Origin of the sequence: Amycolatopsis vancoresmycina (assembly GCF_000716785.1) — a bacterium.
Classification (GTDB): Bacteria; Actinomycetota; Actinomycetes; order Mycobacteriales; family Pseudonocardiaceae; genus Amycolatopsis; species Amycolatopsis vancoresmycina.
In genome coordinates this window covers 285,070-300,449 of the sequence record NZ_JNYY01000001.1, presented here as the reverse complement: position 1 = coordinate 300,449, position 15,380 = coordinate 285,070, and the positions used below count along the sequence as shown (strand labels likewise).

At 72.3% G+C, this 15,380-nt stretch carries 13 protein-coding genes; 3 read left to right on the top strand and 10 right to left on the bottom strand.

Annotated elements, in window-relative coordinates; translation table 11 throughout:
* Positions 1–188: 188 nt before the first annotated feature.
* Entirely contained in the window at positions 189–3,002 is a 2,814-nt protein-coding gene (locus OO60_RS01325) for an aconitate hydratase (RefSeq protein WP_003101792.1), read from the top strand.
* A 69-nt stretch (positions 3,003–3,071) separates the two neighbouring features.
* Entirely contained in the window at positions 3,072–3,842 is a 771-nt protein-coding gene (locus OO60_RS01320) for an alpha/beta fold hydrolase (RefSeq protein ID WP_003101789.1), read from the top strand.
* On the opposite strand, the gene OO60_RS01315 is transcribed toward OO60_RS01320, so the two are convergent.
* The 8 genes from OO60_RS01315 to OO60_RS01280 all read right to left on the bottom strand — a co-directional run bounded on the left by OO60_RS01315 (position 3,839) and on the right by OO60_RS01280 (position 12,338).
* Positions 3,839–4,543, bottom strand: a complete 705-nt coding sequence (locus OO60_RS01315) for an MgtC/SapB family protein (protein ID WP_003101787.1) — start codon at positions 4,541–4,543, stop codon at positions 3,839–3,841. The two genes, OO60_RS01320 and OO60_RS01315, sit on opposite strands and share 4 nt — an antisense overlap.
* 212 nt (positions 4,544–4,755) lie before the next feature.
* Positions 4,756–6,375 carry an alpha/beta hydrolase gene (locus OO60_RS01310; protein WP_033260643.1) on the bottom strand — a complete coding sequence of 540 codons (1,620 nt, stop codon included), beginning with the start codon at positions 6,373–6,375 and terminating at the stop codon, positions 4,756–4,758.
* A gap of 119 nt (positions 6,376–6,494) precedes the next feature.
* Positions 6,495–6,917: a nitroreductase family deazaflavin-dependent oxidoreductase gene (locus OO60_RS01305; RefSeq protein ID WP_003101782.1), complete on the bottom strand. Its 423-nt coding sequence runs from the start codon at positions 6,915–6,917 to the stop codon at positions 6,495–6,497.
* 46 nt (positions 6,918–6,963) lie between these two features.
* Positions 6,964–7,941, bottom strand: coding sequence for an L-histidine N(alpha)-methyltransferase (gene egtD / locus OO60_RS01300; protein ID WP_003101781.1), 978 nt, complete (start codon positions 7,939–7,941; stop codon positions 6,964–6,966).
* A complete protein-coding gene (gene egtC, locus OO60_RS01295) occupies positions 7,938–8,693 on the bottom strand; it encodes an ergothioneine biosynthesis protein EgtC (protein ID WP_003101779.1) in 756 nt (251 codons plus the stop codon). Before egtC ends, egtD begins: the two co-directional genes overlap by 4 nt.
* 4 nt (positions 8,694–8,697) lie before the next feature.
* On the bottom strand, positions 8,698–10,035 hold the full coding sequence (gene egtB / locus OO60_RS01290) for an ergothioneine biosynthesis protein EgtB (protein WP_003101778.1): 1,338 nt from the start codon (positions 10,033–10,035) through the stop codon (positions 8,698–8,700).
* Positions 10,032–11,291 (bottom strand): glutamate-cysteine ligase family protein, encoded by a 1,260-nt coding sequence (locus OO60_RS01285; RefSeq protein WP_003101775.1) that lies wholly within the window; start codon positions 11,289–11,291, stop codon positions 10,032–10,034. Before OO60_RS01285 ends, egtB begins: the two co-directional genes overlap by 4 nt.
* A gap of 120 nt (positions 11,292–11,411) precedes the next feature.
* Complete coding sequence (locus OO60_RS01280) at positions 11,412–12,338, bottom strand: LysR family transcriptional regulator (protein ID WP_003101774.1); 927 nt, start codon at positions 12,336–12,338, stop codon at positions 11,412–11,414.
* 120 nt (positions 12,339–12,458) lie between these two features.
* Here OO60_RS01280 and OO60_RS01275 point away from each other — a divergent pair, with 120 nt between their 5' ends.
* Positions 12,459–13,652 carry a Glu/Leu/Phe/Val family dehydrogenase gene (locus tag OO60_RS01275; RefSeq protein WP_003101773.1) on the top strand — a complete coding sequence of 398 codons (1,194 nt, stop codon included), beginning with the start codon at positions 12,459–12,461 and terminating at the stop codon, positions 13,650–13,652.
* Here OO60_RS01275 and pip read toward each other — a convergent pair.
* Positions 13,642–14,589 carry a prolyl aminopeptidase gene (gene pip / locus OO60_RS01270; RefSeq protein WP_003101772.1) on the bottom strand — a complete coding sequence of 316 codons (948 nt, stop codon included), beginning with the start codon at positions 14,587–14,589 and terminating at the stop codon, positions 13,642–13,644. The genes OO60_RS01275 and pip overlap by 11 nt on opposite strands.
* 59 nt (positions 14,590–14,648) lie before the next feature.
* On the bottom strand, positions 14,649–15,377 hold the full coding sequence (locus OO60_RS01265; protein WP_003101771.1) for an ESX secretion-associated protein EspG: 729 nt from the start codon (positions 15,375–15,377) through the stop codon (positions 14,649–14,651).
* Positions 15,378–15,380: the final 3 nt, after the last annotated feature.

The window sequence follows — 15,380 nt, the reverse complement described above, 5'->3', positions numbered from 1 at the left end:
GCCCACACCGCGTGTCGTCTTGTCCGTTAAACAGGACACGCGTACTGTTTAGGGCACCGCGAGGTGTGGCATCCCGAATCCGGTCCTACGGTGGGGGTGCGCAAGACTCGCTGCCACCGAACCCGACCGAACTGACCCGGGACTCGACCGCCGCACCGGCGCGGAAGTCCACGCCACTGGAGTTAGACGTGACCGCACCTGCCAGCAAGGACAGCTTCGGCGCCAAAGACACGCTGAAGGTCGGCGACGCCTCGTACGAGGTGTTCCGCCTGAACAAGGTCGAGGGCGCCGAGCGGCTGCCCTACAGCCTGAAGATCCTGCTCGAGAACCTGCTGCGCACCGAGGACGGCGCGAACATCACCGCCGACCACATCCGCGCGCTCGGCTCGTGGGACCCGAACGCCGACCCGTCGATCGAAATCCAGTTCACGCCCGCCCGCGTGATCATGCAGGACTTCACCGGCGTGCCGTGCGTGGTCGACCTGGCCACCATGCGCGAGGCGGTCACCGACCTGGGCGGCGACCCGGACAAGGTGAACCCGCTCGCCCCGGCCGAGCTGGTCATCGACCACTCGGTCATCATCGACGTCTTCGGCCGCGCCGACGCCTTCGAGCGCAACGTCGAGATCGAGTACGAGCGCAACCGCGAGCGCTACCAGTTCCTGCGCTGGGGCCAGGGCGCCTTCGACGAGTTCAAGGTCGTCCCGCCGGGCACCGGCATCGTGCACCAGGTCAACATCGAGCACCTCGCCCGCACGGTGATGTCCCGCAACGGGCAGGCCTACCCCGACTCCTGCGTCGGCACCGACTCGCACACCACCATGGTCAACGGCCTGGGCGTGCTGGGCTGGGGCGTCGGCGGCATCGAGGCCGAGGCGGCCATGCTGGGCCAGCCGGTGTCGATGCTCATCCCGCGCGTCGTCGGCTTCAAGCTGACCGGCGAGATCCCGGCCGGCGTCACCGCCACCGACGTCGTGCTCACCATCACCGAGATGCTGCGCCGCCACGGCGTGGTCGGCAAGTTCGTCGAGTTCTACGGCGAGAGCGTCGCCGAGGTGCCGCTGGCCAACCGCGCCACCATCGGCAACATGAGCCCGGAGTTCGGCTCCACCGCGGCGATCTTCCCGATCGACGACGAGACCGTCCGCTACCTCAAGCTGACCGGCCGCTCGGCCGAGCAGGTCGCGCTGGTCGAGGCCTACGCCAAGGAGCAGGGCCTCTGGCACGACCCGTCGCGCGAGGCGGCTTACTCCGAGTACCTCGAGCTGGACCTCTCGACGGTCGTCCCGTCGATCGCCGGCCCGAAGCGCCCGCAGGACCGCATCGAGCTGTCGGACGCGAAGTCGTCGTTCCGCAAGTCGATCCACGACTACGTGGACGGCGAGGACACCACGCCGCACACCAAGATGGACGAGGCCTCCGAGGAGTCCTTCCCGGCCAGCGACGCCCCGTCGCTGTCGTTCGCCGAGGACGACGCCGCGCCGGTGACCTCCTCCGCCGCGAACGGCGCGTCGGGCCGCCCGAGCAAGCCGGTCAAGGTCACCAGCGAAGACCGCGGCGAGTTCATCCTCGACCACGGCGCCGTGGTGATCGCCTCGATCACCTCGTGCACCAACACCTCGAACCCGTCGGTCATGCTCGGCGCCGCGCTGCTCGCGCGCAACGCGGTCGAGAAGGGCCTCGCGGTCAAGCCGTGGGTCAAGACGTCGATGGCGCCGGGCTCGCAGGTCGTCACCGACTACTACACCAAGGCCAACCTGTGGCCGTACCTGGAGAAGCTGGGCTACCACCTGGTCGGCTACGGCTGCACCACCTGCATCGGCAACTCCGGCCCGCTCTCGGACGAGATCTCCGCGGCGATCCAGGAGAACGACCTCACCGCGGTCTCGGTGCTCTCGGGCAACCGGAACTTCGAAGGCCGGATCAACCCCGACGTGAAGATGAACTACCTCGCGTCGCCGCCGCTGGTCATCGCCTACGCGCTGGCCGGCACCATGGACTTCGACTTCGCGAACCAGCCGCTGGGCCAGGACGCGCAAGGCACCGACGTCTTCCTGAAGGACATCTGGCCGACGGCCAAGGAGATCCAGGAGACCATCGACCACGCGATCACGCAGGAGATGTTCACCAAGGACTACGCGGACGTCTTCGACGGCGGCGAGCGCTGGAAGTCGCTGCCCACCCCGGAGGGCAAGACCTTCGAGTGGGACGCCGAGTCCACCTACGTGCGGAAGCCCCCGTACTTCGAGGGCATGACGCCGGAGCCGTCGGCGGTCACCGACATCACCGGCGCGCGCGTGCTGGCCAAGCTGGGCGACTCGGTCACCACCGACCACATCTCCCCCGCCGGCGCGATCAAGCCGGGCACCCCGGCCGCGCAGTACCTGACCGAGCACGGCGTGGAGAAGAAGGACTTCAACTCCTACGGCTCGCGGCGCGGCAACCACGAGGTGATGATCCGCGGCACGTTCGCGAACATCCGCCTGCGCAACCAGCTGCTGGACGACGTGCAGGGCGGCTACACCCGCGACTTCACGCAGGAGGGCGCCCCGCAGGCGTTCATCTACGACGCGGCCCAGAACTACGCGGCGGCGGGCACCCCGCTGGTCGTGCTGGGCGGCAAGGAGTACGGCTCCGGCTCGTCGCGTGACTGGGCGGCCAAGGGCACGTCGCTGCTGGGCGTCCGCGCGGTGATCACCGAGTCGTTCGAGCGCATCCACCGCTCGAACCTGATCGGCATGGGCGTCATCCCGCTGCAGTTCCCGGCGGGCGAGTCGGCCTCGTCGCTCGGCCTGGACGGCACCGAGACGTTCGACATCGCGGGCATCACGGCGCTGAACGACGGCGACACCCCCCGCACGGTGCACGTCACGGCCACCAAGGAAGACGGCGGCAAGGTGGAGTTCGACGCGGTCGTCCGCATCGACACCCCGGGTGAGGCGGACTACTACCGCAACGGCGGCATCCTGCAGTACGTGCTGCGGAAGATGACGCAGGCGTAAGGGTTTCCGCCCCGAAGGCCTCCCCATCGAGCAGGTGGGGAGGCCTTCGGCGTCCGGTACCGTGGTGCCGTGGGGGAACTGCTGAGCCACGACGAACGCGGCCGCGGACGGCCGCTGGTGTTCCTGCACCCGGGCGGCTTCGCCCGGCAGGTGTGGGACGAGCAGCTGGACCGCTACGCCGCGAGCCACCGGGTCGTCCGGTGCGACGCCCGCGGGCACGGCGGTTCACCGGGACCGGTGCCGGGGTTCTCCCACTTCGACGACCTCCGGCAGCTGCTCGACGCGCTGGGCATCGAGCGCGCGGTCCTGGTGGGTTCCTCGCTGGGCAGCCGCACGGCGGCCGACTTCGCGCTCGTGCACCCGGATCGGGTCGACGGGCTGGTGCTCACCTCGCCGGGGTTGAGCGGCATGGTCGAGCGCGACCCGTTCACGCTCGACCAGCGAAGGCAAGCAGGCGAAGCCATCGCGGCCAGCGACTACCCGCGTGCGTTCGAGTGTGTGCTCCGCATGCTCGTCGACGGCCCGCACCGGACACCGGCCGAGGTAGACCCGGCGGTCCGCGCCTTGTTCGGGCGGCTGCTGGCCGGCAACGCGCGCCAGGGCCACGGCGGGTTCCCCCTGGGTGACGAGCTGACCGCGGTGGCCCGGGTCGCAGAGATCCGGGCCAGGACGCTGGTGGTCACCGGAGCGCTCGACAGCACCGACATCCACGGCATCGCTGACCTGATCGCCCGCGAAGCACCCCACGCCCGCCAGGTGACGATCGAGGGCGCCGGGCACCAGGTCAACGTCGAGCAGCCCGCCCGGTTCGGCGAGCTGCTCGACGAATTCCTCGCCTAAGCCGGCACGGCCACCCAGCGGACGCTCGACACCGACGGTTCCAGCGAAAGCCGCGACACCGCGGCCTCCATCTGGGCGTCGTCGCGCTGGTCGCCGATCAGCTCGGCGCGGACCTCGACCGTGCGGTCCTCCCGGTCGGTGCTCAGCACCGACAGGAGCCGGAAGTCCGTGCGCGTCAACGCCTGCACGAGCAGCGCCCGCACGTGGGCCTCGGCCTCGTCGCGGGTCACCGCCTGGAATTCGTAGCGCGCCGGCGTCTCGTCGCCCGACTCCGGACGGCGGTCGACGACGCGGCCCAGTGGCCGCAGCACCACGTTCACCCCGACCACGACGGCCGTCCCGGCCGCGGCGACCGCGTACAGGCCGGCCCCGGCGAGGGCGCCGACCGCGGCCGAGCACCACAGCGTCGCGGCGGTGTTGAGGCCGCGGACGTTGAGGCCGTCGCGCAGGATGACCCCGGCACCGAGGAACCCGATGCCCGACACGATCTGCGCGGCCACCCGCGTCGGATCGGCGTCGCCGCTGGAGGCCAGGCCGCCGAAGCCGTGGGCGGACAGCAGCACGAACAGGGTCGCGCCGACGGCGACGAGGGCGTTGGTGCGCAGCCCGGCCATCCGGGCGCGGAACTGCCGCTCGAACCCGATGACGGCCCCGAGGCCGACCCCGGCACCGACGCGCAGCAGCATTTCGAAAATGGTCATGATCCGGCTCTTTTCCGGCGTGCGCGCACTGCCGGACAGGGAACGGCCGAAGTCAGCCCCGCCGGAAACCCCCGGTGAGCGCGCGCCCGGCCGTCCGATGACTGTCCGCTGGCATGTGCCGCTCACCTCGCTTCCGTTGTCCGTGGATGATCAACCTGATCATGGTAACCGCTCCCGCGGCCCGGGGAAGGGCCGCGGGACCGGGTTCACACTCAGAACGGCTGGACGTTCGGCTGGAACACCTGGCCGCTCGCCGGCACCTCGAGGTCGGTCAGGTAGTCGGCCACGGCCTGGTCGACCCCCAGCGCGTCGCCGAGGATGCAGTGGCCGAACGCGTCCACCGACAGCAGCCGGGTGTTGCCGAGCTCGGCCGCCATCCGCTGGGCGAACCGGTACTGCGTCGCCGGGTCGTAGTAGTTGCCGACCACGACCACCGGGACGTCGGTCCTGGCCCGCCACGGGCCGCGGTAGGCGTCCGGGCGCTTCACCGGCCACACCGGGCAGGCCGCCGTGTCGGCGAACGCCTGGTAGCGGCCGAAGGTGCGCGATTCGCGCTCCCACTTGGCGGCGATGTCCGGCACCTCCGCCTGGTCGATCCGGAACGGCTTGTCGGAGCAGTTGACCGCGAAGTACGAGTCGTCGCCGGTGTACGGGCTGTCCGGGTTCCGGTCGGCCAGGCCCCGCTTGTTCGGGGTGATCACCTTGAGCGGCGTGGCAGGCACCACCTGGGTCTGCGCACCCGCCGGGTGGATCGCGGTGTAGAGGGTCTGCAGCTCCTCGGCCAGGCGGGCGAAGCTCGCCGGCGAGTACAGGGCACTCGACACCCCGCCGGTGAACCCGCTGATGTCGAGCGGGTCGGCGCCCGGGAGGGTGATCGGCTGCTTGCGCAGGTACTCCCGCAGCTCGTCGAACTTCGCGCGCGGGTCGCCGTCGCTGAACGCGCACTTCGCGCCCACCTGGTCACAGCGCTTCAGGAACCCGTCCAGCGAGATTTCGAACCCCTGGGCGCGCTCGCGGTCGTACTCGACGCCGTCGCTGGTGCGCAGGGCCGGGTCGACGTTGCCGTCGATCACGATCGCCCGGGACTGCTTCGGGAACATCGCCGCGTACGTCGAGCCGATCAGCGTCCCGTACGAGAAGCCGACGTAGGTCAGCTTCCGGTCGCCGACCGCCGCGCGCAGCGTGTCGAGGTCGCGCACGACGTCCTTGGTGGACATGTGGTTCAGCAGCGAACCGGCGTTGTTCCGGCAGAACCGGCCGTAGTCGCGGTAGCTCGCGAGGGTCTTCGAGATTTCGGCGCGCGACAGCGGCACGCCGACCTGGGCGCCGAAGACCTCGTCCGCGTCCTCCTGGGTGGTGAAGCAGCGCAGCGGGTTGCTCGCGCCGACCCCGCGCGGATCGAAGCCGATGAGGTCGAAGCGGTCGAGGACCTGCGGCCGGAAGATCGCCTCGCCGGCGATCGGCAGGGTCAGGCCCGGGCCGCCGGGGCCACCGGGGTTGAGGAACAGCGAGCCGACGCGCTTGGCCGGTGTCCGGGCCGCGCGCTTGAGCAGGGCGATGTCGATGGTGCCCAGCGACGCGTTGTCGTGGTCGATCGGCACGCGGTACCGCGCGCAGCTGTAGAACTTGACCTGGTCGGCGGGCACGCCGGCGAGGACGTCGCTCTCGCAGGCGCCCCAGGCGACGGCCGGGGTCGCGCCGACGGCGGCTGGCTGAACGGCCGCGTCTTCGGCCGCGGCGGCGGTCCCGGCCGGCCCCGCCAGCCCCACGCCGGCCACGAGTGCCCCCACCAGTGCGAACGCCCGAACCCGGCGCTGAGTGGATCTCGGCAAGACGGCTCCTCCCTCAGGGTCACGCATTCGCCGTGCGCTCACGGCGTCACGGCGCGTCACCCGGGTGAGACTGGCACAAACCGGTGAATCACGGCACCGGCCGAACGGATGGTCGGTGCCTACCGGCCCACTCGGGCGAGGACGAAAACCGGCAACGGCCGGGCGGCCTCGCGCTGCTCCATCTCATACCCCGGCCAGAACCCGAGCAGCTCCTGCCACATGGCGTCGTACTCCTCGCCGTGCAGCTCCCGCGCGACGACGTCGACCGGCTTCCCGGCCAGCGCCACCTCGCACTTCGGGTGGGCGCGCAGGTTGAGCGCCCACGCCGGGTCGTGCGGGCGGCCCCAGTTGGACGCGGTCAGCACGTAGTCGCCGCCGCGCGGGAAGTAGAGCAGGTTGGTGCTCCGCGGCAGTCCGCTCTTCCGCCCGGTCGTCGTCAGGCGCAGGGACGGCAGCCCGGCGAGCGCCACGAGGCTCACCCGGCCGCCGAACGCCTTGTGCAGTTTCTTGTCCGCCCACACGACGAACCGGGCCGTGCGCATCAGCCACGGCTTGGTGCCGACGGCCCGGGCGAGCGCCCGGAGAGGATTAGCCACGCACGGATTTTGCCAGGCTCACCCCGAACCGCTGCTGGGAGTCGGTCCACCAGTGCTCGAGCGCGAACCCGGCCGCGGCCAGCTCGGCTTCGACGCCGCTCGGGCGGAACTTGGCCGAGATCTCCGTCCGGATGTGCTCCCCCGCGGCGAAGGCCACCGTGAGATCCGCGCCCGGGATCTCGACGGTCAGGTCGTGGCGGGCGCGCAGGCGCATCTCGATCCACTCGTTCTCCGCGTCCCAGTGCGAGACGTGCTCGAACTCGTCGGGGTCGAAGTTCGCGCCGAGGCGGGTGTTGATCACCCGCAGTACGTTCTTGTCGAACTCCGCTGTCACCCCGGCCGCGTCGTCGTAGGCGCGTTCGAGGATGCCCGCATCCTTGACCAGGTCGGTGCCGAGCAGCAGCCACTCCCCCTCGTCCAGGACCTCCCGGACCGAGCGCAGGAAGGCCGCGCGTTCGGCGGGCAGGAAGTTGCCGATCGTGCCGCCGAGGAAGGCCACCACCCGCGGCTGGCCGTCCGGCAGCAGGGCCAGGTGCTGGGTGAAGTCGCCGACGACCCCGCGGACGGCCAGGCCCGGGTAGTCCTTCGAGATCGCTTCGGCGGCCTCGGCCAGCGCGGACTCGGACACGTCCAGCGGGACGAACGCCTCCAGGGTGCCGTGCGCGGTGAGCGCGTCGAGCAGCAGCCGGGTCTTCTCGCTCGACCCCGAGCCGAGCTCGACGAGCGTGTGCGCGCCGGTCAGCTCCGCGACGTCGGCGGCGTGCGCGGCCAGGACCTCGCGCTCGCTGCGGGTCGGGTAGTACTCCGGCAGCTGGGTGATCTTCTCGAACAGCTCGCTGCCGTCGGCGTCGTAGAACCACTTGGGCGGCAGCCACTTCTGCGGCGCGGTGAGCCCGGCGACGACGTCGGCGCGCAGTTCCGCGGTGACGGCGTCGCCGGAGCGGTGGTGGTCGAGATCGACTTCGGTCATGAGGTCTCCTGGGTCAGGGGAAGCAGGTCGACGCCGGCCGCGGTGGCGCGCACGGCGTGGTGGTCGGGGACGGGCCGCCAGCGCGGGTCGCCGTCGAGGGGTTCGGACGCCAGCCACACGCCGGCCGGGGTCTCCAGCACGGACAGCGCGTGCGTCCAGGTGGTGCCGATCAGCGTGGCGCCGTCGGTGAGCAGGAAGTTGAGCCGGGAGCCGGGCGCGGCCGCCTCGACGGCGGCGGTCAGCGCCGCCACCGCCGTCAGCGGGTCCTCCCCCGTGGCGAGCCGGGCCCGCAGCAGGGCCCAGAGCACCACCGAATCCGTCGACGCCTCCAGCGTCAGCAGTTCGGTGACCGGCAGGGTCTTCGCCAGTTCCGCCAGCGAATCCGGGTAGCCGCGGACGACGCCGTTGTGGCTGAACAGCCACCTTCCGGCGGTGAACGGCGCCGCGGCCGCTTCGGTCACCGGCAGGCCTGTGGTGCCGTTGCGGACCGCGGCGACGAACGCGCCCGAGGTGACCGCCGCGGCCAGCGGCGGCAGTGTCTCGTCCGTCCACAGTGGAGTCGAACGCCGGTGGCGCAGCGGCGGCGAGCCCGGGCCGGGGTACCACCCCAGCCCGAACCCGTCGGCGTTGACCGAGCCGCCGCCGCGCATGTCCGCCGGCGCGTACGACTGCACCAGCAGCGAATGCGGGGCGCGGAAGAGCGCCTCGGCGGGCGAGACGGGCTCGCCGAGGTAGCCGATGTGGCGGCACATGCGCCTACCCCACCTCGCCGGGGGCCGCGTCGCGGGCGGTGCGGAAACCGGCGAAGATCTGCCGCCGGATCGGGTAGTCCCAGTTGCGGAACGTGCCCCGGATCGCTGCGGCGTCGGTGCCGAACGAGCCGCCGCGCAGCACCTTGTACTCCGGTCCGAAGAAGACTTCCGAGTACTCGCGGTACGGGAAGGGCGCGAAGCCCGGGTAGCCGTGGAAATCGGTCGACGTCCACTCCCAGACGTCGCCGATCAGCTGGTGCACGCCGGTCGGCGACGCCCCGGCCGGGTACGCGCCCGCGGGCGCCGGGCGCAGGTGCCGCTGACCGAGGTTGGCGTGCTCGGCCGCCGGTTCCTCGTCGCCCCAGGGGAACCGGCGCGACCGGCCGGTGGCCGGGTCGAACCGCGCCGCCTTCTCCCACTCCGCCTCGGTCGGCAGCCGCCGCCCGGCCCAGGCCGCGTACGCCTCGGCCTCGTGGTACGAGACGTGCACGACGGGCTCGTCGGCCGGGAGGCGCTCGTACACGCCGAAGCGGGTCCGCCACCAGCCGTCCTGCTCCCGCTTCCAGAACCGGGGCGCGGTGATGCCGTTGTCCTGCCGGTACGCCCAGCCCGCCAGGCTCCACCACCGCTCGTCGTCGTAGCCGCCGCCGTCGAGGAACTCGGTGTAGGCGCCGCAGGTGACCGGCACGGTGTCCATCCAGAACGCCTCGACGGCGATCTCGTGCGCCGGGCGCTCGTTGTCCAGGGCCCACGGCTCCGCCGACGTGCCCATCGTGAAGGCACCACCCGGCACCAGGACCTCGCGGGGCAGCGCCCCGGACCGCGCGGGCGGCGGCTCGGGTGCGTGCAGCACCGGGTCGCCCGTGCGGAGCTGGTGGGTGGCCAGCATCGTCTCGTCGTGCTGCTGCTCGTGCTGGGTGATCATGCCGAAGGCGAACGCCTGCTCGGTCAGCCGCCTGCCTTCCATCGGCGCGTGCTCCAGCACGTCGAACGCCTTCTCGCGGACCTGCTTGACGTACGCGCGCGCCTCGGCCGGCCCGAGCAGCGGCAGCTCCGGCCGGTCGGCGCGGGCGTGCTGGAAGGCGTCGTAGATGTCGTCGATGTCCGGCCGCAGCGGCTCCCGGCCGCCGACGTCGCGGACCAGCCACAGCTCCTCCTGGACGCCGATGTGCGCGAGGTCCCAGACCAGCGGCGACATCAGCTTGGAGTGCTGGCGGACCAGGTCCTCGTCGTCGACCGCGTCGGTCAGCGCCACGCTGCGCGCCCGCGCCCGGGTCAGTGCTTCGGCCGCCCGGGCGCGCAGGTCCTGCGCGCTCAGGTCGCCCAGTGCTTCCGTGCTCATGCTTCGCTCCTCGATCGGTACGCGCGCCCCTGCACGCTCTCGCTGATCTCGGTGATCGACTCCTCGGCCAGCCCGGTCACGCCCAGCTCGGCGCACCCGAGGTCGGCCAGTGCCGCCGCCGCGGCCGCCAGCTCCGGGTCGGCCAGGCCGCGGCGCGCCGCCGCGGTCCACCGGTCCGCGACCGGGGCGCAGAGCTCACGCACCTTGTCCACTGTGGACGGCCGGGCCAGCAGGGCCGACACGAGCGCGACCGGCGCCAGCCACTCGTCCGGCGGTTGCGCGTCGAGGTACCTGATCTCCAGGTACCCCTGCGGCCGGACCGGGGTGAACATCGTGGTCAGGTGGTAGTCGAGGTCCGCCTCCGTCGGCTTGGGCAGCAGCGCGGCCGCGCCCCGGCCGTCGATCCAGTCGGCGAACGTCAGCCCCTCCGGCGCGTCCCACGGCCGATCGCCGCGGGGCAGCACCATCAAGGGGACGTCCATCAGGCGCCCGGCCCACTCCGCGGCCGGATCGCCCGCCACGGTGGCCGTGCGCGTGCGCACCGCTTCCGTGTCGTGCACCGCCAGCCAGCGGGCCGAGGCGTGTCCCGTGTCCCGTCCGGCGTGGACGCGGGAGGTGGCGAAGAGGGCGAGCAACGGCGGGCCCATCGCGTGGGCGGCCGCCCAGCGGGCCGCGTAGTGCTCGGGCTCTCCCGCGTCGAGGCAGATCTGCAGGCCCGCGGTGCTGCACATCATCGTGAGGCCGCCGGGCCCGATCGGCGCGAACCGGCGTTCCATGGCCGCGTACCGCGGGGTGTGCAGGATCCGGCGGGGCGCCCGATGGGCGTCGATGCCCGTTTCGCCCAGTTCGAAGCCGTGCCGGGCGAGGCGGTCGCGCAGGTGGTGGAGGTCGGCCGTGACGACTGCGTCGAGCTCACGCAGGGAGGCCTGGGGAAGAGCGGAAATCTCGACCTGGCACCCGGGTTCGAGGCTCACGGGAGAGCCGGCCGGGAGCGGCGAGGCGGGGCTGCCGGGGCGGAGCGTCCGCGGGGTGTGCGGACCCAGCGCCGCGGCGAGGACGTCGGGATCGAGGGGTCTGGCCGGGTCGTCGGCGTGGTGCACGGTGAACTCCAGCTCCACGCCGGTCAGGCGGGGTGGCCCGTGTTTGAAGCACACCGATGCGACATACGCCTCGCCGGCCGCGCGGTCCGCCAGGACCCGCGCGGTGCGGTTCGACGCACTACCCGACTTTTCGGGAAAATCGTGCACCGTTTGCATGTCCGTTCCTGTTCCGTGTGGTGGAACTTCTTGACTTCGGACGCTACACGCGGGGTACGACAAATTCAGGCCGGATCTTGCGCAGCGGGAGGCATTCACCACTCCGTAAGAACTCGCTGATCAGGGCAAAGCGGATTCCGTACCGAGGCCGAGCTCGGCCGCCGAAGCCCGCACGGCGTCGATGACGAGGTGCAGCGCCGGCCGCCGGAACGCGGTGCGCCGGTAGGCGATCGAGACCGTCCGCAGCAGCGGTGTCGTGAGGGTGACGACGTCGATCCCCGGCGGCCGCAGCAGGCGAAGGCCCAGGTCCGACACGAGGGTGATGCCCAGCCCGGCGCCCACCATCGCCATCGCCGTCGACTGCTCCTCGACCTCGTGGTTGATCTTCGGGGTGAAGCCGTGGCGCTGGCAGGCCGTGCGCATCGCCCGGCCGAAGTGGGACTTGGCGCCGGCCAGGATCCACGGGTGCTCGGCGAGGTCGTCCAGCGACGCCGACCCGGCGGGCACCGCACCCCGCGGCACCGCCGCGTGCAGCCGTTCGACGGCCACGACCGCCCGCTCCAGCCCGGCGTCCCACGGCATCGGCGCGTCGGAGTAGTCGATCACGAACGACAGGTCGAGGCTCCCGTCACGGACCGCCTCGGCGGTGTCCTCCGGCGCCAGTTCGCGGGTGCGGACCTCGATGCCGGGGTGCGCCCCGGCGAGCGTGGTCAGCGCGGTGGGCAGCAGCCCCGAAGCGACCGACGCCCACACCCCGGCGGTCAGCCGGACCGTCCGCGCCTCCTGGGCCTCCTCCAGGGCGAGCGTCGCCCGCTCGACCGAGCCGAGGATCTCTTCGGCGTGCTCGGTGAGCAGGGTGCCGAGCTCGGTCAGCTGGACGCGCCGGCCGAGCCGTTCGAACAGCTTCGCGCCCACGTCCCGTTCGAGCTGCGCAAGCTGCTGCGACACCGCCGAAGCGGTGTAGTGCAGTGCCGCGGCCGCCGCCGTCACGGTGCCCCGGCGGTGCAGCTCGCGCAGCATCCGCAAGCGGTGCAACGAAAGCTCCATACACAAAACTTAAACGAGATCGTGCAGCAGCGTTAAATGGACGGGCGGGCCACCCCGGGCGCACGCTCGTGGTGGCGGTCACTCGGCCGCCCCCGGACTTCCCTGGAGGTGAGTGGCCCGATGACCCCGGCCGAACCGCTGATGCGGCTCACGTGGACCGATCCCGTCACCGGCGCGCACGGCTACCTGGTCGTGCACAGCCTGGTCTCCGGCGTCGCCACCGGCGGCACCCGGATGCGGGCCGGCTGCACGATGACCGAGGTCGAGGACCTCGCGCGGGGCATGGCCAACAAGACCGCGACGTTCAACCTGCCGGTCGGCGGGGCCAAGGGCGGCCTCGACTTCGACCCCAAGGACCCGCGCGCGTTCGACGTGCTCAAGCGGTTCTGCGCGTTCCTGCGGCCGTGGCTGGACGCCCATTGGGTGACCGCCGAGGACCTCGGCGTGCCGCAGCACCTGATCGACTCGGTGTTCGCCGAGCTCGGGTTGGAGCAGTCGTACCACGCGGCGATCCGCCGTTCGGCCGACCCGGCGCGCACCCTGCGCCGGGTGCAGGCGGGCCTCAACGCGCCGGTGCCCGGCGGGCTGCTGCTCGGCGACGTCGTCGGCGGCTACGGCGTGGCCCAGGCGTGCCTGGGTGTCGCGGCGGCCTGGGACTGGGACGTGCGCGGGACGACCGTGGCGATCCAAGGCATCGGCACCATGGGCGGCGGCGCGGCCTGGTACCTGCACGAAGCCGGGATGAAGGTGGTCGCGGTGGCCGACGCGGCGGGCACGCTGTACGACCCCGCCGGCCTCGACGTCCCGGCGCTGCTGGACCTGCGCGACCGCTTCGGCGAGGTCGACCGCTCCCGGCTGCCCGCCGGGGTCCGTTCGCTGCCGCGCGAAACGATCGTCGGGATCGACGCGGACATCTTCGTGCCGGCGGCGATCTCCTACGCGCTGCGGCCGGACAACGAGAGCGCGGTCAAGGCCAAGGTCGTCGTCGAAGCGGCGAACGCGGCGACGACGCCGGAAGCGGAGTCGGCGCTGTCGGCCCGCGGGGTCGCGGTCGTGCCCGACTTCGTCGCCAACGCGGGCGCGGCGGCCTGGGCGTGGTGGCTGCTGCTCGGCGAGGTCGGCGCGGACCCGGCCGACTCGTTCCTGCGGCTGCGCACGGAGATGCAGGCGAAGGTGGCGCTGCTGCTGGCGGAGTGGAACATGGACCGGCTCCCCCTGCGCGTGACCGGGCTGCGGCTGGCCGAGACCAGCCGGGCCCGGCGCGCCGAAGCCGCGCTCGCCCCGGAAGGCGAGCCGGGCCTGCTCATCCCCTGAGCGCGAAACGGTCGGTCGCGCCGATCAGGACGTCCTGCATCGACGCGGCCGACACCGTGTGCCCGACGTCGTCCAGCATCACCAGTTCGCTGCCCGGCCAGGCGTGGTGCAGCAGCCAGGGCGTGCCGACGAGGTTGCTGGTGTCGAGCACGCCCTGCGCCAGCACGGCGGGGATGCCGGCGAGCTTGCCCGCCTCACGGAGGATCTCGCCGTCGGGCAGGAACGCGCGGTTGCTGAAGTAGTGCGTGACGAGCCGGGCGAAGCAGAGCCGGTAGGCCGGCTCCTCGAAGACGTCGGACGGCGGCACGCCCGGGAGCATCGCGTCTTCCCAGGCGCACCAGCCGTCGGCCGCCCGGTGGTGGACGGCGGGGTCCGGGTCCATCAGGAGGCGGTGGTAGGCCGCGGAGAGGTCGCCGTCGCGCTCGCTTTCCGGTACGCCGTCGCGGAATCGGGCGAAGCCGTCCGGGAAGTACGCGCCGAGGCCGCGGATCAGCATCTCGATCTCGACGTACCGGTCGGTCGCCAGGCCCATGAGGACGATCTCGCTGACGCGGCCGGTGTGGCGCAGGGCGTAGGTCAGGCTGAGCACCGAGCCCCAGGAACCGCCGAACAGCAGCCACTTTTCGATGCCGAGGTGGGTGCGGAGCCGTTCGAAGTCGGCCACCAGGTGGTCGGTGGTGTTGGCGGACAGGTCGGCGACCGGGGCGCCGGCGTACGGGGTGCTGCGGCCGCAGCCGCGCTGGTCGGCCAGGACGATCCGGTAGCGCGCCGGGTCGAAGAACCGGCGGACGTTCGCCGAGCAGCCCGAGCCGGGGCCGCCGTGCACGACGAGCGCGGGCTTGCCGCCGGGGTTGCCGCAGGTCTCCCAGTAGATCTCGTGCCCGTCGCCGACGTCGAGCATGCCGTGTGCGTACGGTTCGATCTCGGGGTACAGCATCAGCGCGTCCTTCCACCCGGAATGCAACAGCGCTGTCAGGTTACCGGCGGGCCGCCGGTTCAGCCCAGGGTGCCGGCCAGTTCGGCCAGGGTGCCGGCCAGCTCCCGCGGCCCGGCCGGGCCGATGTGGATGACGGCGTCGTCCCCCGAGCCGGAGGTGTAGCTGAGGTAGCGCCCCCAGTCGGTGTCGGCGTAGTGCAGCGGCTGCTGCAGGCAGGTGTGCCGCCCGACGTCGTCGCGGCGGCCGGCGTAGAGCTCGCCGCTGCCCGACACCGGGCGTTGCACGAGGCTGACGACGTCGGCGATGGCGGGATCGAGCGGATAGGCGGCCTGCCCGCGACGGGCCGCCTCGGTCAGATCGGCGACCCGGACGGTGCGCGGGTGCCCGCCGCCCGGCCCGACCGGCGGCAGCTGCTCGACGAGCGTCTCGGCGAGCCGGTTCCGATCGATTTCCTGCACCCCAACGCGGCTCCCGTCGGACACGGCCAGGACGGCCTGCAGCCCCTTCGCGGCGGCGAGCACACCGTAGGTCCGGCCTTCGGAGCCGACCCAGCCGTAGTACTCCCGGGCGGGGCTGACCAGCAGCGGAAGCCAGTCGAGGAAGTCGACGGTGACCCGCCCGCGAACGTCGACCAGCCCGGCCTCGGCGAGGGCCGCGTCGATCCGCTTGTCGGCCTCCTCCCGCTCGACGTCCGAAAGCCACAGGGGCTCCGGACGCAGGGTGGGGTGCAGCTGGCCGACCTGTTCGCGGTCGGCCAGCGCGGCCAGCGCCTCGACCGGAACGTCCACCCG